Annotated in this window: 16 protein-coding genes; 10 read left to right on the forward strand and 6 right to left on the reverse strand. The window is 50.9% G+C overall.

Annotation, left to right across the window (positions count from 1 at the left end; genetic code table 11):
• Positions 1-86 precede the first annotated feature (86 nt).
• Genes ACN0R1_RS03220 through ACN0R1_RS03230 form a run of 3 tightly spaced genes read left to right on the forward strand, consistent with a single transcriptional unit; the run spans position 87 to position 2,232 of the window.
• Positions 87-500 carry a CBS domain-containing protein gene (locus ACN0R1_RS03220; protein WP_417579866.1) on the forward strand — a complete coding sequence of 138 codons (414 nt, stop codon included), beginning with the start codon at positions 87-89 and terminating at the stop codon, positions 498-500.
• 24 nt (positions 501-524) lie between these two features.
• Positions 525-1,493, forward strand: coding sequence for a DnaT-like ssDNA-binding domain-containing protein (locus ACN0R1_RS03225; RefSeq protein WP_417579868.1), 969 nt, complete (start codon positions 525-527; stop codon positions 1,491-1,493).
• Positions 1,411-2,232 carry a replication protein P gene (locus tag ACN0R1_RS03230; protein WP_417579870.1) on the forward strand — a complete coding sequence of 274 codons (822 nt, stop codon included), beginning with the start codon at positions 1,411-1,413 and terminating at the stop codon, positions 2,230-2,232. The genes ACN0R1_RS03225 and ACN0R1_RS03230 overlap by 83 nt, the downstream gene beginning before the upstream one ends.
• On the opposite strand, the gene ACN0R1_RS03235 is transcribed toward ACN0R1_RS03230, so the two are convergent.
• The 3 genes from ACN0R1_RS03235 to ACN0R1_RS03245 all read right to left on the reverse strand — a co-directional run bounded on the left by ACN0R1_RS03235 (position 2,200) and on the right by ACN0R1_RS03245 (position 5,576).
• Entirely contained in the window at positions 2,200-3,243 is a 1,044-nt protein-coding gene (locus tag ACN0R1_RS03235; RefSeq protein ID WP_417579872.1) for a DUF3549 family protein, read from the reverse strand. The genes ACN0R1_RS03230 and ACN0R1_RS03235 overlap by 33 nt on opposite strands.
• Position 3,244: 1 nt before the next feature.
• Positions 3,245-4,594 (reverse strand): class II 3-deoxy-7-phosphoheptulonate synthase, encoded by a 1,350-nt coding sequence (locus tag ACN0R1_RS03240; RefSeq protein WP_417579874.1) that lies wholly within the window; start codon positions 4,592-4,594, stop codon positions 3,245-3,247.
• Positions 4,595-4,661: 67 nt separating this feature from the next.
• Positions 4,662-5,576: a LysR family transcriptional regulator gene (locus tag ACN0R1_RS03245; protein WP_417579876.1), complete on the reverse strand. Its 915-nt coding sequence runs from the start codon at positions 5,574-5,576 to the stop codon at positions 4,662-4,664.
• A 327-nt stretch (positions 5,577-5,903) separates the two neighbouring features.
• Here ACN0R1_RS03245 and ACN0R1_RS03250 point away from each other — a divergent pair, with 327 nt between their 5' ends.
• The gene (locus ACN0R1_RS03250; RefSeq protein WP_417579878.1) at positions 5,904-7,991 is read left to right on the forward strand and encodes a putative bifunctional diguanylate cyclase/phosphodiesterase; all 2,088 of its coding nucleotides are present in this window, start codon (positions 5,904-5,906) and stop codon (positions 7,989-7,991) included.
• A gap of 35 nt (positions 7,992-8,026) precedes the next feature.
• Here ACN0R1_RS03250 and argF read toward each other — a convergent pair whose 3' ends face one another.
• The gene (argF, locus tag ACN0R1_RS03255; RefSeq protein WP_417579880.1) at positions 8,027-8,941 is read right to left on the reverse strand and encodes an ornithine carbamoyltransferase; all 915 of its coding nucleotides are present in this window, start codon (positions 8,939-8,941) and stop codon (positions 8,027-8,029) included.
• A gap of 56 nt (positions 8,942-8,997) precedes the next feature.
• The gene (locus ACN0R1_RS03260; RefSeq protein WP_417579882.1) at positions 8,998-10,191 is read right to left on the reverse strand and encodes an aspartate aminotransferase family protein; all 1,194 of its coding nucleotides are present in this window, start codon (positions 10,189-10,191) and stop codon (positions 8,998-9,000) included.
• A gap of 280 nt (positions 10,192-10,471) precedes the next feature.
• On the opposite strand from ACN0R1_RS03260, the gene grxD reads away from it, so the two are divergent.
• Positions 10,472-10,819, forward strand: coding sequence for a Grx4 family monothiol glutaredoxin (grxD, locus tag ACN0R1_RS03265; RefSeq protein ID WP_417579966.1), 348 nt, complete (start codon positions 10,472-10,474; stop codon positions 10,817-10,819).
• A 52-nt stretch (positions 10,820-10,871) separates the two neighbouring features.
• On the opposite strand, the gene rnt is transcribed toward grxD, so the two are convergent.
• The gene (gene rnt, locus ACN0R1_RS03270; RefSeq protein WP_417579968.1) at positions 10,872-11,489 is read right to left on the reverse strand and encodes a ribonuclease T; all 618 of its coding nucleotides are present in this window, start codon (positions 11,487-11,489) and stop codon (positions 10,872-10,874) included.
• A gap of 171 nt (positions 11,490-11,660) precedes the next feature.
• Between rnt and ACN0R1_RS03275 the strand changes: the two genes are divergently transcribed.
• The 5 genes from ACN0R1_RS03275 (at position 11,661) to fni (ending at position 17,748) form a co-directional block, all read left to right on the forward strand.
• Positions 11,661-12,512, forward strand: coding sequence for a flagellar protein MotY (locus tag ACN0R1_RS03275; protein WP_417579884.1), 852 nt, complete (start codon positions 11,661-11,663; stop codon positions 12,510-12,512).
• A 127-nt stretch (positions 12,513-12,639) separates the two neighbouring features.
• On the forward strand, positions 12,640-13,857 hold the full coding sequence (locus ACN0R1_RS03280; RefSeq protein ID WP_417579886.1) for an argininosuccinate synthase: 1,218 nt from the start codon (positions 12,640-12,642) through the stop codon (positions 13,855-13,857).
• Between the two features lie 203 nt (positions 13,858-14,060).
• Positions 14,061-15,635: a tetratricopeptide repeat protein gene (locus ACN0R1_RS03285; RefSeq protein WP_417579888.1), complete on the forward strand. Its 1,575-nt coding sequence runs from the start codon at positions 14,061-14,063 to the stop codon at positions 15,633-15,635.
• 47 nt (positions 15,636-15,682) lie between these two features.
• Entirely contained in the window at positions 15,683-16,720 is a 1,038-nt protein-coding gene (locus ACN0R1_RS03290) for a hydroxymethylglutaryl-CoA reductase (RefSeq protein ID WP_417579890.1), read from the forward strand.
• Positions 16,717-17,748 (forward strand): type 2 isopentenyl-diphosphate Delta-isomerase, encoded by a 1,032-nt coding sequence (gene fni / locus ACN0R1_RS03295; RefSeq protein ID WP_417579892.1) that lies wholly within the window; start codon positions 16,717-16,719, stop codon positions 17,746-17,748. Before ACN0R1_RS03290 ends, fni begins: the two co-directional genes overlap by 4 nt.
• Positions 17,749-17,763: the final 15 nt, after the last annotated feature.

Here is a 17,763-nt window from a genome sequence, read left to right on the forward strand (position 1 = left end):
CTCAGTAAAAAATACGCTACACTTATAAACAAGCGGGATAAAATATAGATTTGTCCTGAAGGATCGGTCAACAGAGGATAATGACAATGCTAAGATCTGTTAAAGCTCAGGATTATATGGCAGGTAAGCTGGTCACCTTCTTACCAGAAATGGACCTTTTTCGTGCCTTGATGGTTCTGCGTGAATACAAACTGTCAGCCGCTCCGGTAGCCAATGCTGACGGGGATCTTGTAGGGCTGCTTTCAGAAGTGGATGGTTTGCGTGCCATTCTCAGCCAGACATACCACGAAGAAGAGATGGGTAGCGGCGGTAAGGTGGAAGACTATATGTCACGTGATGTCGATACTATCAAGCATGATGCGGATATCATTTCCGTCTCCAGAACCTTTATCGATAAAGGCCGTCGTTGTCTGCCGGTTGTCAGAGCCGGTAAGTTGATCGGCATGATTTCACGTGCTGATGTGTTGCGTGCCGTGGAAGATTTTGCCAATGATGGCTAAGCAGGACTGAGTAGTTGAGCGTTTATGAGTAAGTTGTTTCCTGAAAAACCGGTGCTGTTTTATCCGTCTATAGCTGAGCGTTATGGCACAGATGAGGCTATTTTGTTAAGCCTGCTCAATGAACAATTTCATTGTCTCAGCGTAGGAGCCCGGTCCCCGGGCGATAAAACCATCGCTCGCGGAGCGAGCTCCCACAACAGTAATGCCCATCATGTAGAATCCCGGTCCCCGGGCGAACCAGGTGTTGTAGGAGCCCGGTCTCCGGGCGATGATGGATTGTTGTTACCTCCCGGCCACTGGCAAGTCTTGACGCCTTTCTGGAGCGAAGCACACTTTTACCTGACCCTGGATAGCCTGGAGGATCAGGCATTGCTACACGTTGAGCGTGGTCAGGGGGGCACGCTGAAAATACAACGCCAGCGAGTTGCAGAGCAGCCAATTCAGTCAAACCAGCCAGCTCCTCCGTCTGAGCAGGCTTCATCGCCTGCACCTGTCGCTCGTTCCTTGCCGGTTTACGATACTCCACCACCGGCCTCGGCTCCTGCAGCAGCTAAGGGTCGCCAGCGTGGGCCAGCGCCGGTATTTGGTGGTACCTCCGGCTGGCGCCGTCATAAGGATGAGCTGGAGCAGATCTTTGATTGGCATGAAGAGCGTAATCAGCGCTTGATCCCGATGACCATGGGCTGGGCCCCTGGGCCTGCTTTTCATGACATGCTGTCGCGTCAGGGAATACCTGAGGCTTTTTCGTCTCAGTGTCTGGATGAGTTTGTGCTTTACTGGCTGGATAAAGATCGCAAGGAAACCAACTGGGATCAAAAATTTCTTGGTTGGGTCAAGCGAGAGTGGGTTAAGAAGCAATCCCGTGATGCCGCACCCAGAGCAAATGAACAGCAACCGTCAGGTCAATTGAATGAAAACACCCGAAGAGATACTCGCGAAAACCGAAAACGGGTTACCGCGGCCATCATGGACATCAAGGACACCGATTGGTGACGACTATGCGGCCGATGAAAGCCGTATTGCCGATATACCGCTTGAAACCAAAGCCCATGTGAATATGATTTTCGCCCGCTTTATGGCGATCTATGGCCACAAGTTCAAAAGCTGTTTTGAAACCCAAAATGAAATCCGTTTGGCCAAGCGGGAGTGGGCCTTGAGTTTGCGTGGTTATGCAGAAACGGATCTGGTTGCCGCCGTCAATCGTTGCAAAGAAACCCTGGCCTGGATGCCAACGGTATCGGAGTTTCTGGCCATTCTGCGTAGCATCAATGGTGATTTTGGTTTGCCTGCCCCCTATGCCGCTTATCAGGAAGCCTGCCAGTATGCGGCTGATCCGTTGGCGCATAGCTGGAGCCATGTGGCGGTCTATCTGGCTGGAAAGGAAACTGGCTGGTTCCGTTTGCGTGCTGAGGAGCAGGGACAGGTATTGCCAGAATTTGGTTATGCCTATGATCTGTTCTGTCAGCGGGTCCGTCGGGGTGAGACGCTGGAACAGCCCATTCCCAAAGCGATTAGTGATCAGCAGGACAATACCACTGCGCGTTTTATTCAGGCCTTCGCGACTGAACATCAACTCCCGGAAAGCCTGTTGTATTACATGACCAAACCTCTGGGTACACGGATCAGAGAGCGTTTACGCGCAGATGCGCAACAGCAGGTTGAGGCCATGGGCCTGAGCCTGCTGTTGCCAGTCGATACCTCAATGGGTGTGACCAGTGGTGGAAAACCCTGAACCGAGCATCTCTCCGATGGCTCGGCTGAGTGTGTCGCTGCGCTTGGGATCGCGAAAAGCTTCCAGGATGCGAGGGCGCAGGTCAGCAAGAAACATCAGGTCACTGAGGATGCGGTTGAAGCCCAGTTGACCCGCTTTACCGGCGGCCAGTTGTTCCAGAAACAGCTGCAGGCGCTGCGGTTCTTCAAGACACTTATGGCAGCGAGTTGCCAGTGCTACGATCACTTCAGCTTCCAACGAATAGGGGCTGGCTAACACCGCATCCATGGCCTGATCACGTATCTTGTCACGGCCTCCGCAAAGGCTGCGAATGAGTGCCGCAATCAATTCCGGCGGGGTGTCGGATTGTTGTAACAACTGCAGCAGAAGATCCGCCAGTTGCTGCTGAAGGGCTGCATTTGGCTGGGCATGTTCCAGCAAACGAGCCAGCATCAGCAGCAAGGGCTCCGGCAGTTGTGTTAAACGCTTGCGCAGATGGAGTGCATTGTCTCCCTGATCCAGGCGCATCACAAAGTCCGCTAGCCCCTGTAATCCCAGATTACTCCAATAGTCGCTCTCCAATTGGCCGGCAAGGTATTGCTGCACATCTTCGTAGTAACGCGAGGCGGGGGTTTTCAGAGTACAGCTGGCCAGCGCATGAAAACTGGCCATTTTTTCCTGATCGGGGGTGAAGGCAAAAGGATTGTCTTTCAACGCATCCTGTTCAGCCTGTGGGTCGATGGCATTCTGCAGCAGGCGATTGACAATATCGTCACGCGCCGCTTGAATCAGATAGCCTTGCTCGTCCAGTGGGAGTTTAAGAAACCAGATCAGGTTCTGATCCTTAGCCGATGGATTCCATAACAGCAGACCTACCCAGGCATGGTGTAAAAAAGGCAGTGGGTAGGGGATGCGGTTCTGCTCGACCTGGGTAAAGGTGTCGATCGACAGTTTGCTGATGCGACGACCCATATCAAAAATGCGCAGACGGTTATCATCATGTTGCAGCAACTGTGTCAGCAGTTTTTCCATCTTAACCTCGTGCCGACTTGAGTGTATCTGCAATCAGAAAAGCCAGTTCCAAGGATTGGTCGGCATTCAGGCGTGGATCACAATGGGTATGATAACGATCGGCCAGACCTTCTTCGGTAATCTGGAAAGCGCCACCGATACACTCGGTGACGTTATCACCGGTCATCTCAAAGTGCACACCACCGGCATGAGTCCCCTCGGCGCGGTGGACTTCAAAGAAGCCTTTCATCTCTTTCAAAATGGCATCAACACTGCGGGTTTTGTAACCGCTTGAGGCCTTCATGATATTGCCGTGCATCGGATCTGAACTCCACACCACCGGGTGTCCGGAGGCTTTGATCTCACGCACTATCGGTGGTAGAAGTTCGGTAATCTTCTCGGCGCCCATGCGTGCAATCAGGGTGATACGGCCTGGCGTGCGGCCTGGGTTCAGTTGATCCAGCAGTTTCAGCAGGTCATTACACTGGGTGCTGGGACCAATCTTGATACCGATGGGGTTATGTACACCACGCAGGAATTCGACATGCGCATGATCCGGTTGACGGGTGCGATCCCCTATCCAGAGCATATGTGCGGAGCAGTCATACCAGTCTCCGGTCAAACTATCCTGACGGGTCAGGGCTTGTTCGTAGTTCAGCAGCAGCGCTTCATGCGAGGTATAGAGCGAGGTCTCATGCAGCTGCGGTGTGTTCTGTGAATTTATACCGCAGGCATCCATAAAAGCCAGGGTTTGGGTGATCTGGTCGGCCAAGTGCTGATATTTCTCGCCCTGTGGACTCTTGTCGATAAAACCACGGTTCCAGCGGTGTACCTGATGCAGATCAGCAAATCCGCCACTGGCAAAGGCGCGCAGCAGGTTCAGCGTTGACGCCGATTGATGGTAAGCCGCTATCAGGCGTTTGGGATCAGGCTGGCGCGCTTCGGCATTGAAGGCGATATCATTGATAATGTCACCACGGTAACTGGGTAGCTCTATGCCATTTAAAATTTCAGTGCCGGTTGAACGAGGCTTGGCAAACTGACCTGCGATTCGACCAATTTTGACCACCGGACTACTGCCGGCAAAGGTCATGACCACCGCCATCTGCAATAACACCTGAAAGGTATTGCGAATCTTGTTGGCACTGAACTCGCTAAAGCTCTCGGCGCAGTCGCCCCCTTGCAGCAAAAAGGCTTCGCCAGCGGAAACTTTTGCCAGTGAACGTGTCAGTGAGCGAATTTCACCTGCAAATACCAAGGGTGGAAATTTACCGAGTAGCTGCTCAGCCGCCGTCAGTTCATCCTGATCAGGATAAACAGGCTGTTGAACGATGGGTTTGCTTCTCCAGCTGTCGAGGGTCCAGTTTTCCATAGTGTCTCTTCTGTGTGGTCAAAACGTAAACCCAAGAGTTTAAGGTTTTGACACAGAGAAACAAGCGTCAGGCGGTTTTAATTCCGCTCAGGTTACGAAAGGTGATATCGCGAGCGGTATCCAGGAAATCCAGCATAAACTCGGCGTCGGCCTGTTCGCTGCGAATGGCGGCATAGAGGGTACACCACAAACCTTTTTCACCTAGTGGGCGGGCCGCAATATAGTCATTTTCCAGGTATTCATGAATCGCCCAGTTGGGTAAGGCCGACACACCGCGGCCACTGGCAACCAGTTGCATAATCATTACGGTCAGCTCGGCCGTACGGGTTTGCGCTGGCTCTTTACCGGCCGGGTCGAGAAAGCGGCTGAAAATATCCAGGCGCGCATGATCTATCGGATAGGTGATCAGTGTTTCACTACAGAGATCACTGGGTTGGATCTGCTTTTTGCGGATCAGCGGGTGTTGCTTGCTGATGACCAATACAGATTCGTAGCTGAATAAGGGCAGATAGGTAATACCATTGCGGGGTTCCGGATCTGAGGTGATGACCAGATCGAGATCGCCGCGACTGAGCGCAGGCAAGGGCTGGAAACTGAAACCGGTGCTCAGGTCCATTTCCACTTCTGGCCAGTTCTGACGAAAGTGGTCGATGGTTGGCATCAACCAGTCGAAACAGCTATGGCACTCAATGCAGATATTCAGCCGGCCCACTTCTCCACCGGCCAGTCGGGCAATGTCACGCTCGGCATTACGGATCATCGGCAGGAGTTCATCGGCGAGTACCAATAGGCGCTTGCCTGCGGCGGTAAAGGAGATAGGTTTGGTTTTCCGTATAAACAAAGAGCAGTTGAGTCGTTCTTCCAGGTCTTTGATCTGATGCGACAGGGCGGATTGTGTCAGATGTACTCGTTCGGCTGCTTCCACCAGACTGCCAGCATCGCGTAGCGCTGTCAGGGTTTTCAGATGACGAATTTCAACCATGCCCAACTCCATGCAGGGGAATTAACGGTTACGCAAATCCGCCATGCAGTGGATGTTGCGATCAAGCCTGTGCTTGCTTATCAGTAAATACTTGCCACTGAGTATAGCGGCTGAATGCCGCAAGCTCTAGCGGAGGATCAATTTAAACGTTGGATGCGAGCATGGTTCTGTCAGTAATGTAATATATTAGTTGCTAAATTAGTTAACTCTAGTTTAAAAAATATATTGTTATGAAATGCTTAACTTATATATCTGTTATTTAAGTTGACCTGTGTCAGTATTTTCTTGTATTTTTTGTATGGAAATATAATAACCAATCGGTGAAATGTGGATACTTCAGTCGTTGCGCAAGAGTACCAGGACAAAATCTTTGAGCTGTTTTCGGGTGGGCCGGTTGCACTGTTTGTCTGGTCTTCACAGCCGGGCTGGCCAGTGGAGTATGTCTCCGATAATGTGCAAGCCGTATTGGGCTATGAAGCGACTGAGCTGATTCAAAAACAACAGCTTTATGCCGACCTGATTCATCCTGATGATCTGCCGCGGGTCGAGGCTGAGGTGGCGCGTTATCTGGCGCACAAAACCAGTTGCTTTGAGCAGAACTATCGGCTCATGTGTCGTTCTGGTTGTTATTGCAGAGTACAGGATTTCAGCATGCCCGAATGGGATGCACAGGGCCAGTTGCTGCGTATTCGCGGTTATATTTTTTATCGAGCTGAGGCTCGTGAAATCACCGAAACCCTGCAGTTGGCGGAGCTGGTTAGAGAATACGCACGCGAAGCCATCATGATTACCGATCCCAGAGGGGTGATACTCAGCGTTAACCCTGCTTTTACCCAAGTCACCGGCTATGAGGCCGAAGAAGTAATCGGTGGTCGTCCCTCTCTGCTGAGCTCAGGTTATCATGATGCTGCTTTCTATGAGTCTATGTGGCAGAGCCTTAATACTCAGGGAAATTGGGAAGGAGAAATCCTGGATCGACGAAAAAATGGCGAGGTATATCCCAAATGGTTGTCGATTCATAGCGCGTATACCAGCCAGGGGAAAGTATTCCGCCGCATTGCGATTTTTTCTGATATCACCCGGCAGAAGCAGAGTGAAGAACTGATCTGGCGCCAAGCCAATTATGATTCTTTGACTGATCTGCCAAACCGGCAGTTATTGACCTTGCGGTTGGAGCAGGAAATCAATCGTGTGAGTCGTACCGGTCAGGGGTTGGCATTGATTTTTATGGACCTGGATGGGTTCAAAGAGATTAATGACACCCTCGGTCACAAGCTGGGAGATGATCTGCTTATTCTGGTAGCTGAGCGTCTGGCAACCCAGGTGCGTACGACCGATATGGTGGCCCGTTTCAGTGGCGATCAGTTTGCCCTGTTGTTGACTGGTCTGACTGATCAGGTCAGTGTTGAGCAACTGGTCATGAAAGTGCGCAGAGCGTTTGAACAGCCTTTTGAACTGGGAGGTGAAGATATTTTTACCTCGGTCAGCTTTGGAGTTACCTTCTGTCCGGAAGATGGCAAGGATCCTTGGGTGTTGTTAAAAAATGCTGATCAGGCCATGTTCAGTGCCAAAGTGACAGGTCGGGGGCGATACCAGTTCTTCACTGAAACCATGCAACTGACTGCGCAACGGCGCATGCAGCTGTCTAAGGATTTGCGTAATGCGTTGTCGGCTAATCAACTCTTTCTGGAATATCAGCCGATTATAAGTTTGGTTGATGATAGCTTATCGAAGGTTGAGGCCTTGATTCGCTGGCAGCATCCGCAACTGGGATTGGTGAGTCCGGCTGAGTTTATTCCTGTCGCTGAAGAAACCGGCCTCATTTCCGAAATAGGTGATTGGGTATTTCGTGAAGCTGTGAGTAAGTCTGAAGCCTGGCAAACGCTGCTGCAGCGTCCTTTTCAAATCAGTATTAATACATCTCCGGTACAATACCGTGACGATACGCATCGGATTTCCAGTTGGATTGATTATCTGCGTGAGCGTTGCCTGAGTTCCAAAACCATTTCATTGGAAATCACTGAAGGTATGCTGATGGAGAATTCAGCTGATATCGAAAACTGCCTGCTGTTGATTCGTGATGCCGGTATGGAGGTTGCCCTTGATGACTTCGGTACAGGCTATTCGTCGCTTGCTTATCTTAAGCGAATGGACATCGATTTTTTAAAAATAGATCGTTCTTTTGTTCGGAACCTTCAACCGGATTCGAATGATCTGGCTCTGTGTGAAGCCATGATTGTCATGGCGCATAAACTTGGTATTCAGGTGGTGGCCGAAGGGATTGAAACTCAGCAGCAAAAAATATTACTCAAAGCCGCGCAGTGCGACTATGGGCAGGGGTATTACTTTTCCCGACCCTTGTCGGCTGATCGTCTGGAAGAGTTTTTGTGCAATGGTCCCGATGAACGACATTAGCACCCGAAAACCGAGAGGGTTCCGAGTGCTTGATATCAACTGATTAAATCGCGTAACAAAAACTCGATCAGTGCTTTTTGTGCATGCAGGCGGTTTTCCGCTTCGTGGAAGGCAACACAGCGCGGATCATCCATCATTGATTCGCTGACTTCCTCACCACGATGTGCTGGCAGGCAGTGCATGAATAGTGCATCTTGAGCAGCCAAATCCATTAGTTCCGGATTCACCTGATAGCCGCGGAATTCTCGCATGCGCTGGCGCTGTTCATCTTCTTGACCCATGGACGCCCAAACATCAGTGACCACCAGGTGTGTATCTTCGACCGCGGCTTCAGGTGCCTCCATTACGGTCACTCGGTCACTATTCCGGCTAACCAGTTCAGCGTTTGGCTCAAAACCTTCTGGGCAGGCGATATTCAACTTGAAGTCAAACTGACGTGCGGCATTGATATAGGAATGACACATATTATTGCCATCTCCTATCCAGGCGACAGTTTTTCCCTGTATATCACCGCGCAGTTCCTGAAACGTCTGCATATCGGCGAGCAACTGGCAGGGGTGGAAGTCATCAGTCAGCGCATTGATGACCGGCACGGAAGAATTAGCGGCAAACTCTGTGATCAGGTCATGACTGAAGGTACGGATCATGACAATGTCCACCATGGAGGAGATCACTTTGGCACTGTCTGCCACCGGCTCCCCACGTCCGAGCTGGGTGTCCCGTGATGACAGAAACATCGCATGCCCACCGAACTGTGCCATACCCGCTTCGAAGGAGACACGAGTACGGGTTGAGGCTTTCTCAAAAATCATCGCCATAACACGGTTTTTCAGCGGCTGGTAGAGCGTGCCGTTATTACGCAATTGCTTCAGTTCTATAGCGCGATTGATCAGCTGTTTCAGTTCAGTCGGTGTTAGATCCAGCAGTGTCAGAAAATGTCTGGTGCTCATAATGTCATTCACGGCAGTCAGGCTGCCAATCCCTGAGTCAGTTTTTATTGGATAGTTTAGTCGGTGGTGTCGTCGCCAGCGTAGATGCGAATCAGACTGGAAACCGTATTGACCAGTAAATCAGCTTCAGTCTGATTCATGATCAGCGGTGGCAGCAATCGAACCACGCGTCCGCCGCCGGTAATGTTCAGTAACACACCTTTGACTTTGGCCAGTACCGCCAGCTCTGTGCCAGCATCCTTCAGTTCTATACCGATCATCAACCCTTTACCGCGAATTTCCTTGATATAGGGTTTGTCAGCCAACTGAATATGGAAGCTGTCGAGAATATACTGCCCCAGTGATGCAGCGTGCTGGCACAGATTGTCCTGTTCAATGGTATTGATAACCGCCAGTGCTGCCGCACAGGCCAGCGGGTTGCCGCCATAGGTGGTACCGTGCGTGCCTGGGCCGAAAACTTCAGCGGCTTTACCACGAGCCAGACAGGCGCCAATAGGGAAGCCATTACCCAGGCCTTTGGCCGTGGTGACAACGTCGGGCATGATGCTGGTGTGCTGGTAGGCAAAGTAACGGCCAGTACGGCCGTTACCTGTTTGCACTTCATCCAGGATCAGCAGCAGTTCGTGTTCATCACAGATGGCTCTCAGGTTTTCCAGATAACTATTGTCCGGTACCTGAATGCCGCCTTCTCCCTGGATGGGTTCTACCATGATAGCGACAACATCATTATTGCTGCGCAGAATCTGCTTGACCGCCTCCAGATTATTGAAAGGGGCGCGGATAAAACCACTGACCAGAGGCTCAAAGCCTGCCTGGGTGGCGCGATTGCCGGTAGCACTCAGTGTCGCCAGTGTACGTCCATGGAAGGAGTTTTCCATCACAATGATAGCGGGTTTATCGATCTGGCGACTGTGACCGTAACGACGGGCAATCTTGATCGCCGCTTCATTAGCTTCTGCACCCGAGTTGCCGAAAAACACATTATCCATACCGGATACCTGCGTGAGTTTTTCAGCCAGCTGCTGTTGCAGCGGTATGGTGTAGAGATTAGAGCAGTGAATCAGCTTGCCGGCCTGTTTGCAGATAGCCTCGGTGACAGCAGGGTGCGCATGCCCAAGCCCGGTAACGGCAATGCCGCTAAGTGCATCCAGGTACTTGTGTCCATCTGTGTCATAGATCCATGCACCCTGACCATAGTCAAAGGCAACGGACAGACGATTATAGGTATTCATCAGTGGTTGTATGGCCATTCAGCTTCTCTCCCTACAACGCAAAAAGGCAGCCAGAGCTGCCAAAAAAAGAGCTATTCTAGGCCTATCCTCGGGTTTTAGCAATTTACTTTGAGGGTGGGTGGGTATTATCTGCATAAAACAGATTGAAAAATCAGGTAGAGCCCGTATATTTGTAGTCAGAGGTGTGAATTTTACCTGACTTTTTTTGTCGGATATAATGCCTGAATACGCAGGTGTGGCTAAGGTTTTGTTTGCCAGCCTGTTACCGAAGATCAGTTATACAGAAATAGGTGCTTCAATGAGTGTTGTCGATGTGATTAAAGAGCAGATTGAATCCAATGCAATTCTGCTTTATATGAAAGGTACACCGCGTTTTCCGCAATGCGGCTTTTCATCCCGTGCCACTGAAGCGCTGATGGCCTGTGGGGAGCGTTTTGCATTTGTGAATATTCTGGAGCATCCGGATATTCGTGCTGAACTGCCAAACTACGCTAACTGGCCGACCTTTCCACAGTTGTGGATCAATGGTGAGTTGGTAGGAGGCTGTGACATTATTTGTGAAATGGGCGCTACCGGTGAGCTGGAAACCCTGGTTAAAGCAGCGGCTGCGGCAGCGGGCGCTGAAGAAGAACAGCCACAGGCTTGATTCTCTTAACGGCAGCCGGACTTCAGTCCGGTTGCTGCCTTGCAACCCCGAATCAACGGGTTTGCAATACTAGATCCCACCCACCCATATCTTTCCAGCGATTCACAATCATACAGAACAGCTCGGCAGTTTTTTCGGTGTCATACACAGCCGAATGGGCGCTGCGATTGTCAAAATCTATACCGGCCACTTCACAGGCTTTGGCTAATACAGTTTGACCACAGGCCAACCCTGCCAGTGTGGCGGTATCGAAGGTTGAAAAAGGATGGAAAGGGTTGCGTTTGATACCCTGACGTTCCGTCGCGCAGCTAACAAAGTTATGATCAAACGTGGCGTTATGTCCCACCAGAATGGCACGTTTACACCCCTGTGCCTTAATGGCTTTACGGATGGGTTTGAAAATATTTTCCAGGGCTTGGGCCTCACTGATCGCCTGACGATCCGGATTCCATGGATCAATGCCTGTGAATGCCAGCGCGGATTGCTCCAGATTAGCGCCCTCAAACGGAACGACATTGGCGCTGTAAGTGCGCTCTGGCATCAGATAGCCGTTCTCGTCCATGCTCAGCGTGACAGCGGCAATTTCAAGTAGTGCATCAGTGCGGCAATTAAATCCAGCCGTTTCAACATCGACGACGACGGGGAGGTAGCCTCTGAAGCGATCGGCCATAAGGGTCTTGTCAGTTGAGTGGGTCAAGCAATATCCTTAATCTATGTGATGTTAATAGTGTATTATTCTAACAGTCGCAGGGGTGGAGTGAAATGCAAGGTAAAGCCTTGGCACATGCTGCCGATAATACAGAGAGTTTCCGTTACTGTCTTTTATAAGGTTGAGAGTTGTATGCCTGGCCGAGCGCTATTCTTTCTGTTGTCGTGTTTGCCTTATCAAGCCCTTCAGGCTGTGACGTTTATGGCACCTGTTGATGCGGTGCACTGGGATATTGAAGCCTCTCCTTTTGCATGTCGCCTATCGCAGTCTATCCCGTCTTTTGGCGAGGCCGTGTTTGAACAGGAGGCTGGAGAAGGCCTGGAGTTTGTATTACTGCCGGCACAGACTCAGCAACTCTCTGGCAGGGCGCGCTTGGTTGCTGAAGCGGCTCCTTGGTCACCAGGTCACACTCCCAGGCCCATTGGCGAAATGGAAGTCAGTCAGGGGCAGATTCATGTGCGGGGCAGTCAGGCTACGCAGATGATGGCTGCACTGCATGAAGGTCTGATGCCAACCTTCAGTACCAACCGCTGGTACGGTGCGTCTCAGTCTGTGTCTGTTGGTATTATGTCGGTAAATTTTCATTCAGCTTATCAGGACTACCTGGGCTGTTTGACTGGGTTGCTGCCGGTTAATTATCGTCAGATAGCCCGAACCGCGGTACTCTTTCCTACGGCAGAACATCAATTATCGGATGCGACTCGGGAGCGCCTGGATCTGATAGCTCAGTATGTGCTGACCGATGATACAGTGCAGCAGATCTTTGTTGACGGGCATACTGACAATGATGGTCGACGGCTGTTATTGCGTGATCTGTCCAAACGTCGGGCAGAAGAAGTTACGCGCTATCTTGTCTCCCGCGGTGTCAGTGAAGATGCTATTATTACCCGCTTTCACGGGGACCGTTATCCGGTAGTCGCCAACGACACCCCTGAAAACCGTACCCGTAACCGCCGTGTGACCATTCGCCTCGAAAAAGACTGAGCGTTTAAAGCGCATCTGTCCTGATTGGCAGGCAAGCCCTGCGGCAATCTGTTATTATCGGGTTTTATCTATTAGTCGCCAGGCTCCGGTCAAGACAGCCGGAGTTGGTTAAATCGGGAGCATCAATATGTCCGACGTCAAGAAGGTTGTTCTGGCTTACTCCGGTGGTCTGGATACCTCTGTGATAGTGCGCTGGTTGCAAGATACTTATCAGTGCGAAGTAGTTACGTTTACCGCTGACCTGGGTCAGGGCGAAGAGGTTGAACCAGCGCGTACCAAAGCCCAGGCGCTGGGTGTTAAAGAGATTTATATCGAAGATCTGCGCGAAGAGTTTGTACGTGATTTCGTCTTCCCGATGTTCCGAGCCAATACTATTTATGAAGGCGAATACCTGCTGGGCACGTCTATAGCGCGTCCATTGATTGCCAAGCGGCTGATTGAAATTGCCAACGAAACCGGGGCAGATGCGATCTCCCATGGTGCGACTGGCAAGGGCAACGATCAGGTGCGTTTCGAGCTGGGTGCTTATGCTCTCAAGCCGGGTGTCAAAGTGATTGCACCTTGGCGTGAATGGGATCTGACCTCCCGTGAAACGCTGATGAAATATTGCGAAGAGCGCAATATTCCGGTTGATTTCAGCAACAAGAAAAAGAAATCACCTTATTCCATGGATGCTAACTTGCTGCACATCTCCTATGAAGGTGGCATTCTCGAAGATCCTTGGGCTGAAGCTGAAGAGGATATGTGGCGCTGGAGCGTCAATCCTGAAGCGGCGCCCGATCAGGCAACTTACCTTGAGCTTACCTATGAGCAAGGCGATATTGTCGCTATCGATGGTGAGCGCATGAGCCCGGCAACCGTGCTGGAGACGCTGAATAAAATAGGTGGCGCCAACGGTATCGGTCGTCTGGATATTGTTGAAAACCGTTTTGTCGGTATGAAGTCGCGCGGCTGTTATGAAACACCGGGCGGTACCATCATGCTTAAAGCGCACCGTGCCATTGAATCCCTGACGTTGGATCGTGAAGCTGCGCATCTGAAAGATGAGCTGATGCCGCGCTATGCCAAGGTTATTTATAACGGCTTCTGGTGGTCAGAAGAGCGTAAAATGCTGCAGCAGATGATCGATTACTCCCAGCGTCATGTAAACGGTGATGTACGAGTGAAACTGTACAAAGGCAGTGTCAGCGTTGTCGGACGTCGTTCACCTGACAGTTTATTTGATGAAAGTATCGCTACTTTTGAAGATGATGCCGGTTCTTATGATCAGAAAGATGCAGAAGGCTTTATCAAGCTGAATGCTTTGCGTATGCGAATTGCTGCCAGCAAAGGCAGAAAATTCTGATCTGCTATCAGCATCAGACGCCAACCGGACAGCATCTAGTTGCTGCCCGGTTGGCAACTTCTCGCGTTAGTCTGCTGCAATCCTGTCTGAAAACTCTCACCGGAAGCGTGTTTTTACCCAACTACTTCGCAGAAATGGCCAGGTAGTGGCAATCAGGCCAATTTTCATGCTACTTTTCAGATAGTTATTAAGAAATCTGGGCCATGGCAGCACTTTTCTCTGATCAGACAGTACTTATTGTGGAAAAAAATCTGGAAGAGCTGGAGCAGCTAAGACAGATTTTGACTACTATGGGCTTTCGCAACATTGAAGTGGCCTCTTCGGTCAACATGGCGACCAGTCTGCTGACAGAAATACAGGTTGATCTGTGTATGCTGGTGTATGACCTCGGCCGTGATGAGAAAAACGGCTTGCAGGTCCTTCAAGAACTCAAGGCCGCCGGGCGCCCCAGCTATTCTACCTGCTTTCTACTCGTGGTCGATCCGCAAAAACTCAGCCTGCTGATGGGATCCCCTGAACTTTCTGCCGATGGCTATCTGGCCAAACCCTATGATCAGCTTAAATTAAGAGCACAACTGGAAAAACAGTTGCGTATCAAACGCTGTATCGCGCGTGTAGAGGCTTTTCGTGATCAGCGTAAATGGGATCTGGCTCTAGAAGAGTGTGAAAAGTTGCAGAAGCAATTTCCGGCTTTGGGTGTGCTGATTTTTCGCATCAAAGGGTTAATCTATCTGGAGCAGCAGCAATATACAAAGGCCTTGTCAGTGTTTGAACGCATCCGTCAGGCCCATGATAAACCTTGGGTTCGGGTTGCGCTGGGCTTAACAGCTTATGATATGGCTGATTACCAGCGTGCTCGGCTTGAAATGACTCAGGTAATTGATGCTCAGCAGGTGTGTCAGGAGGCCTTCCTGGTTATGGCACGCATCCATTGGCTCAGAGGTGAGCGTAGCCAGTGTGTGACCTTGTTGCGTAAGTCGGTGATGTTGCAGCCTTCAGTGTCTGTGCTGCAGGGTGAGTTGGGAAATCGGGCAGGCTTCGCTGAAGAACTCAATGTGGCTGCTGAGGGTTTTCGTCAGGCGGTGCAGCATGCCCGTCATACGGCGATGCAAAACCCGGAATACTATTTTGGTCTGGTACGGGTGATACAGCAGCAGATTACTGACAAACCGGATCGGACAGCTGAGTTTATTGCCGAAGCTATTCGAGTGCTGGAGTCAGTGGTGCACGACTGCATGGATGATCCACAGATACGCTTCAGGGCGCGCCTGATCGCCGCGGATATATATCGGCAGAATGGTGAGCACCAGAATGCTGATTTTGCCGCGGGCGATGCATTAGCACAATTTCGCAAGATACCCTTGGCAGCGCAGTTGAGTGTGGCCGATCTGCTTGCCGATGGCCTGGAGTCTACCCGCTTTGCCACTCAGGCGGCTGAGTTAAAGCAAGAAGTATCACGTTCGATGTCGACGGTGGAGTGGGGTAGAAGTAACCTCAAAGGCATGCTGTCGTTTCGTCAAAAAGCACTGGCTGAGGCCTTTGAGGCCTTCGAATCGGCTTGGTGTACCAATCCGGGCAATCCCGGTGTTGGTCTGAATCTGCTACAAACAGGGATTGAAACCCTACGCCGGGACATGAGTCAGTTGACAGTATTGAAGCGCTGTGCCGAAATAGCCATAGAGCTGCAGTACGGCGCGCTAAGCAACAAGCAGCAGCAGCGCTATCAGCGCTTAAGTGAACGTTTCAGTGACCTGATCAGAGAGGCAGAGATTGCATAACCTGAAGCAGGTGGCTAAAATTCCGCGTTTCTTTGGTTCGGGAATCTATGAAGTCTCATAAAATTCTACAGGCCCCCATCCCTATGCGTTGGGTAGGTCCTTTGAAAATCACCGGCCAGACTCTGGATGAAAAAATCAGTGTGCCGCTGGCAACCTATGAAACCCCGTTGTGGCATTCGGTGGGTCGTGGCGCGCGCGTCTCTGTGCTGACAGACGGCATCCTCACTACAGTGATAGATGAGCGTATGACTCGCTCAATACTGCTGGAAGCTGATAATGCCATGGTCGCGCATCAGGCGTTGCAATCCATATTGCAGCGCAAGCCGGAAATGAATCAAGTGGTTGCCACCACCAGTCGTTTTGCCCAGTTGATCGATATGCACAGCCAGATAGTCGGTAATCTCATCTACCTGCGGCTTGAATTCACTACCGGTGATGCTTCAGGTCACAATATGGTCACTAATGCGGCTGACAAACTGATTCCCTGGATTCTGCATCACTATCCGCAGCTACGTTACTCATCGATTTCTGCTAATTATTGTTCTGATAAAAAAGCCACGGCCGTGAATGGTATTCTGGGTCGGGGCAAATATGTGGTCAGCGAAATACTCATCTCAAGAGACTTGTGTGAGCGTAAACTCAATACTACCCCGGAAAAGGTGGTGGAGTTGAATGTGCGCAAAAATCTGATAGGAACTTTGATAGCCGGTGGGTTGCGCAGTGCCAATGCGCACTATGCCAACATGCTGCTAGGCTTTTATCTGGCCACCGGGCAAGATGCTGCCAATATTATCGAAGGGTCTCAGGGTGTGGTGCATGCCGAGGTCAGAGATGATGCATTGTATTTTTCCTGTACTTTGCCGAATTTGATCGTTGGCAGTGTCGGTAACGGCAAAGGCATAGACTTTGTTGAGGAGAATCTGCGTAAACTGGGTTGTCGTGAAGATCGAGTACCGGGTGAGAATGCACGCCGTTTAGCCGCTATTTGCGCCGCGACTGTACTCTGTGGTGAACTATCCTTGCTGAGTGCGCAGACCAACCCGGGTGAATTGATGGAAGCACATATCCGGTTGGAACGTCCATGAGTGACCAGACTAACACCCGTAAAATCGAACATATCCGGGCGATAGAACGGGATTCACTGACAGATCGCCAGGGTAACTGGTTTGACCGTATAAGGTTGACGCACCGTGCCTTACCTGAGCTGTCTCTGAATCAGATCGATCCCAGTTGTCGTTTTTTGGGCAAAAACCTGAGTTTTCCGTTGCTGATCTCCTCTATGACCGGAGGTGATCATGAATTGGTTCGCTGTATTAACCAAAATTTGGCAGAGGCGGCTGAACGTTGCCAGGTGGCAATGGGTGTTGGTTCGCAGCGGGTGATGTTCAGTTCACCCGAAGCGCGTGAGAGTTTTGCATTGCGTCGCTATGCTCCCACGACAGTACTGATTGCGAATATTGGAGCCGTACAGTTGAATTACGGTATGACTCGCACGCAGATACAGCAAGCGATTGATGTATTGCAAGCGGATGCCTTGTTCCTGCATCTGAATCCTTTGCAGGAAGCGGTTCAGCCAGAGGGTGATACTAATTTTACCGGACTGACTGAGTCGATTGGTCAATTACAGTCGTGTCTGCAGGTCCCCATTATTCTGAAAGAGGTGGGGGCGGGCCTGTCACCGGCTGATATTCAGGCGGGACTGGAGCAAAAGATTCGCTTTTTTGATCTGGCAGGTTCCGGGGGAACTTCCTGGAGTCGTATCGAGCATCATCGCCGCCTGGATCAGGACGCCGATATTGGTCTCAAGTTTCAGGACTGGGGATTGCCGACACCACTGGCGCTGCGCCAGGCCGAGCCCTTTCTGGATAGTGCAACATTGATTGCCAGCGGTGGTATCAGAGATGGGATTGATATGGCGAAATCTGTTATACTCGGCGCCTCGCTTTGCGGGGTGGCAGCGCCCCTGTTACAGCCAGCGATGGAATCGGCTGATGCCGTCGTCGCAGCTATTCAAAAATTGCGCCGTGAATTTGTTACAGCGATGTTTCTGCTCGGTATCCCAAGTACTGCTGCACTGTTCAGGAACAAAGCGCTTATTGTCGAAGAGCGTTAAGGAACGAAGCCGACT

It is taken from the genome of Nitrincola sp. (genome assembly GCF_048264025.1).
GTDB lineage: Bacteria > Pseudomonadota > Gammaproteobacteria > Pseudomonadales > Balneatricaceae > Nitrincola.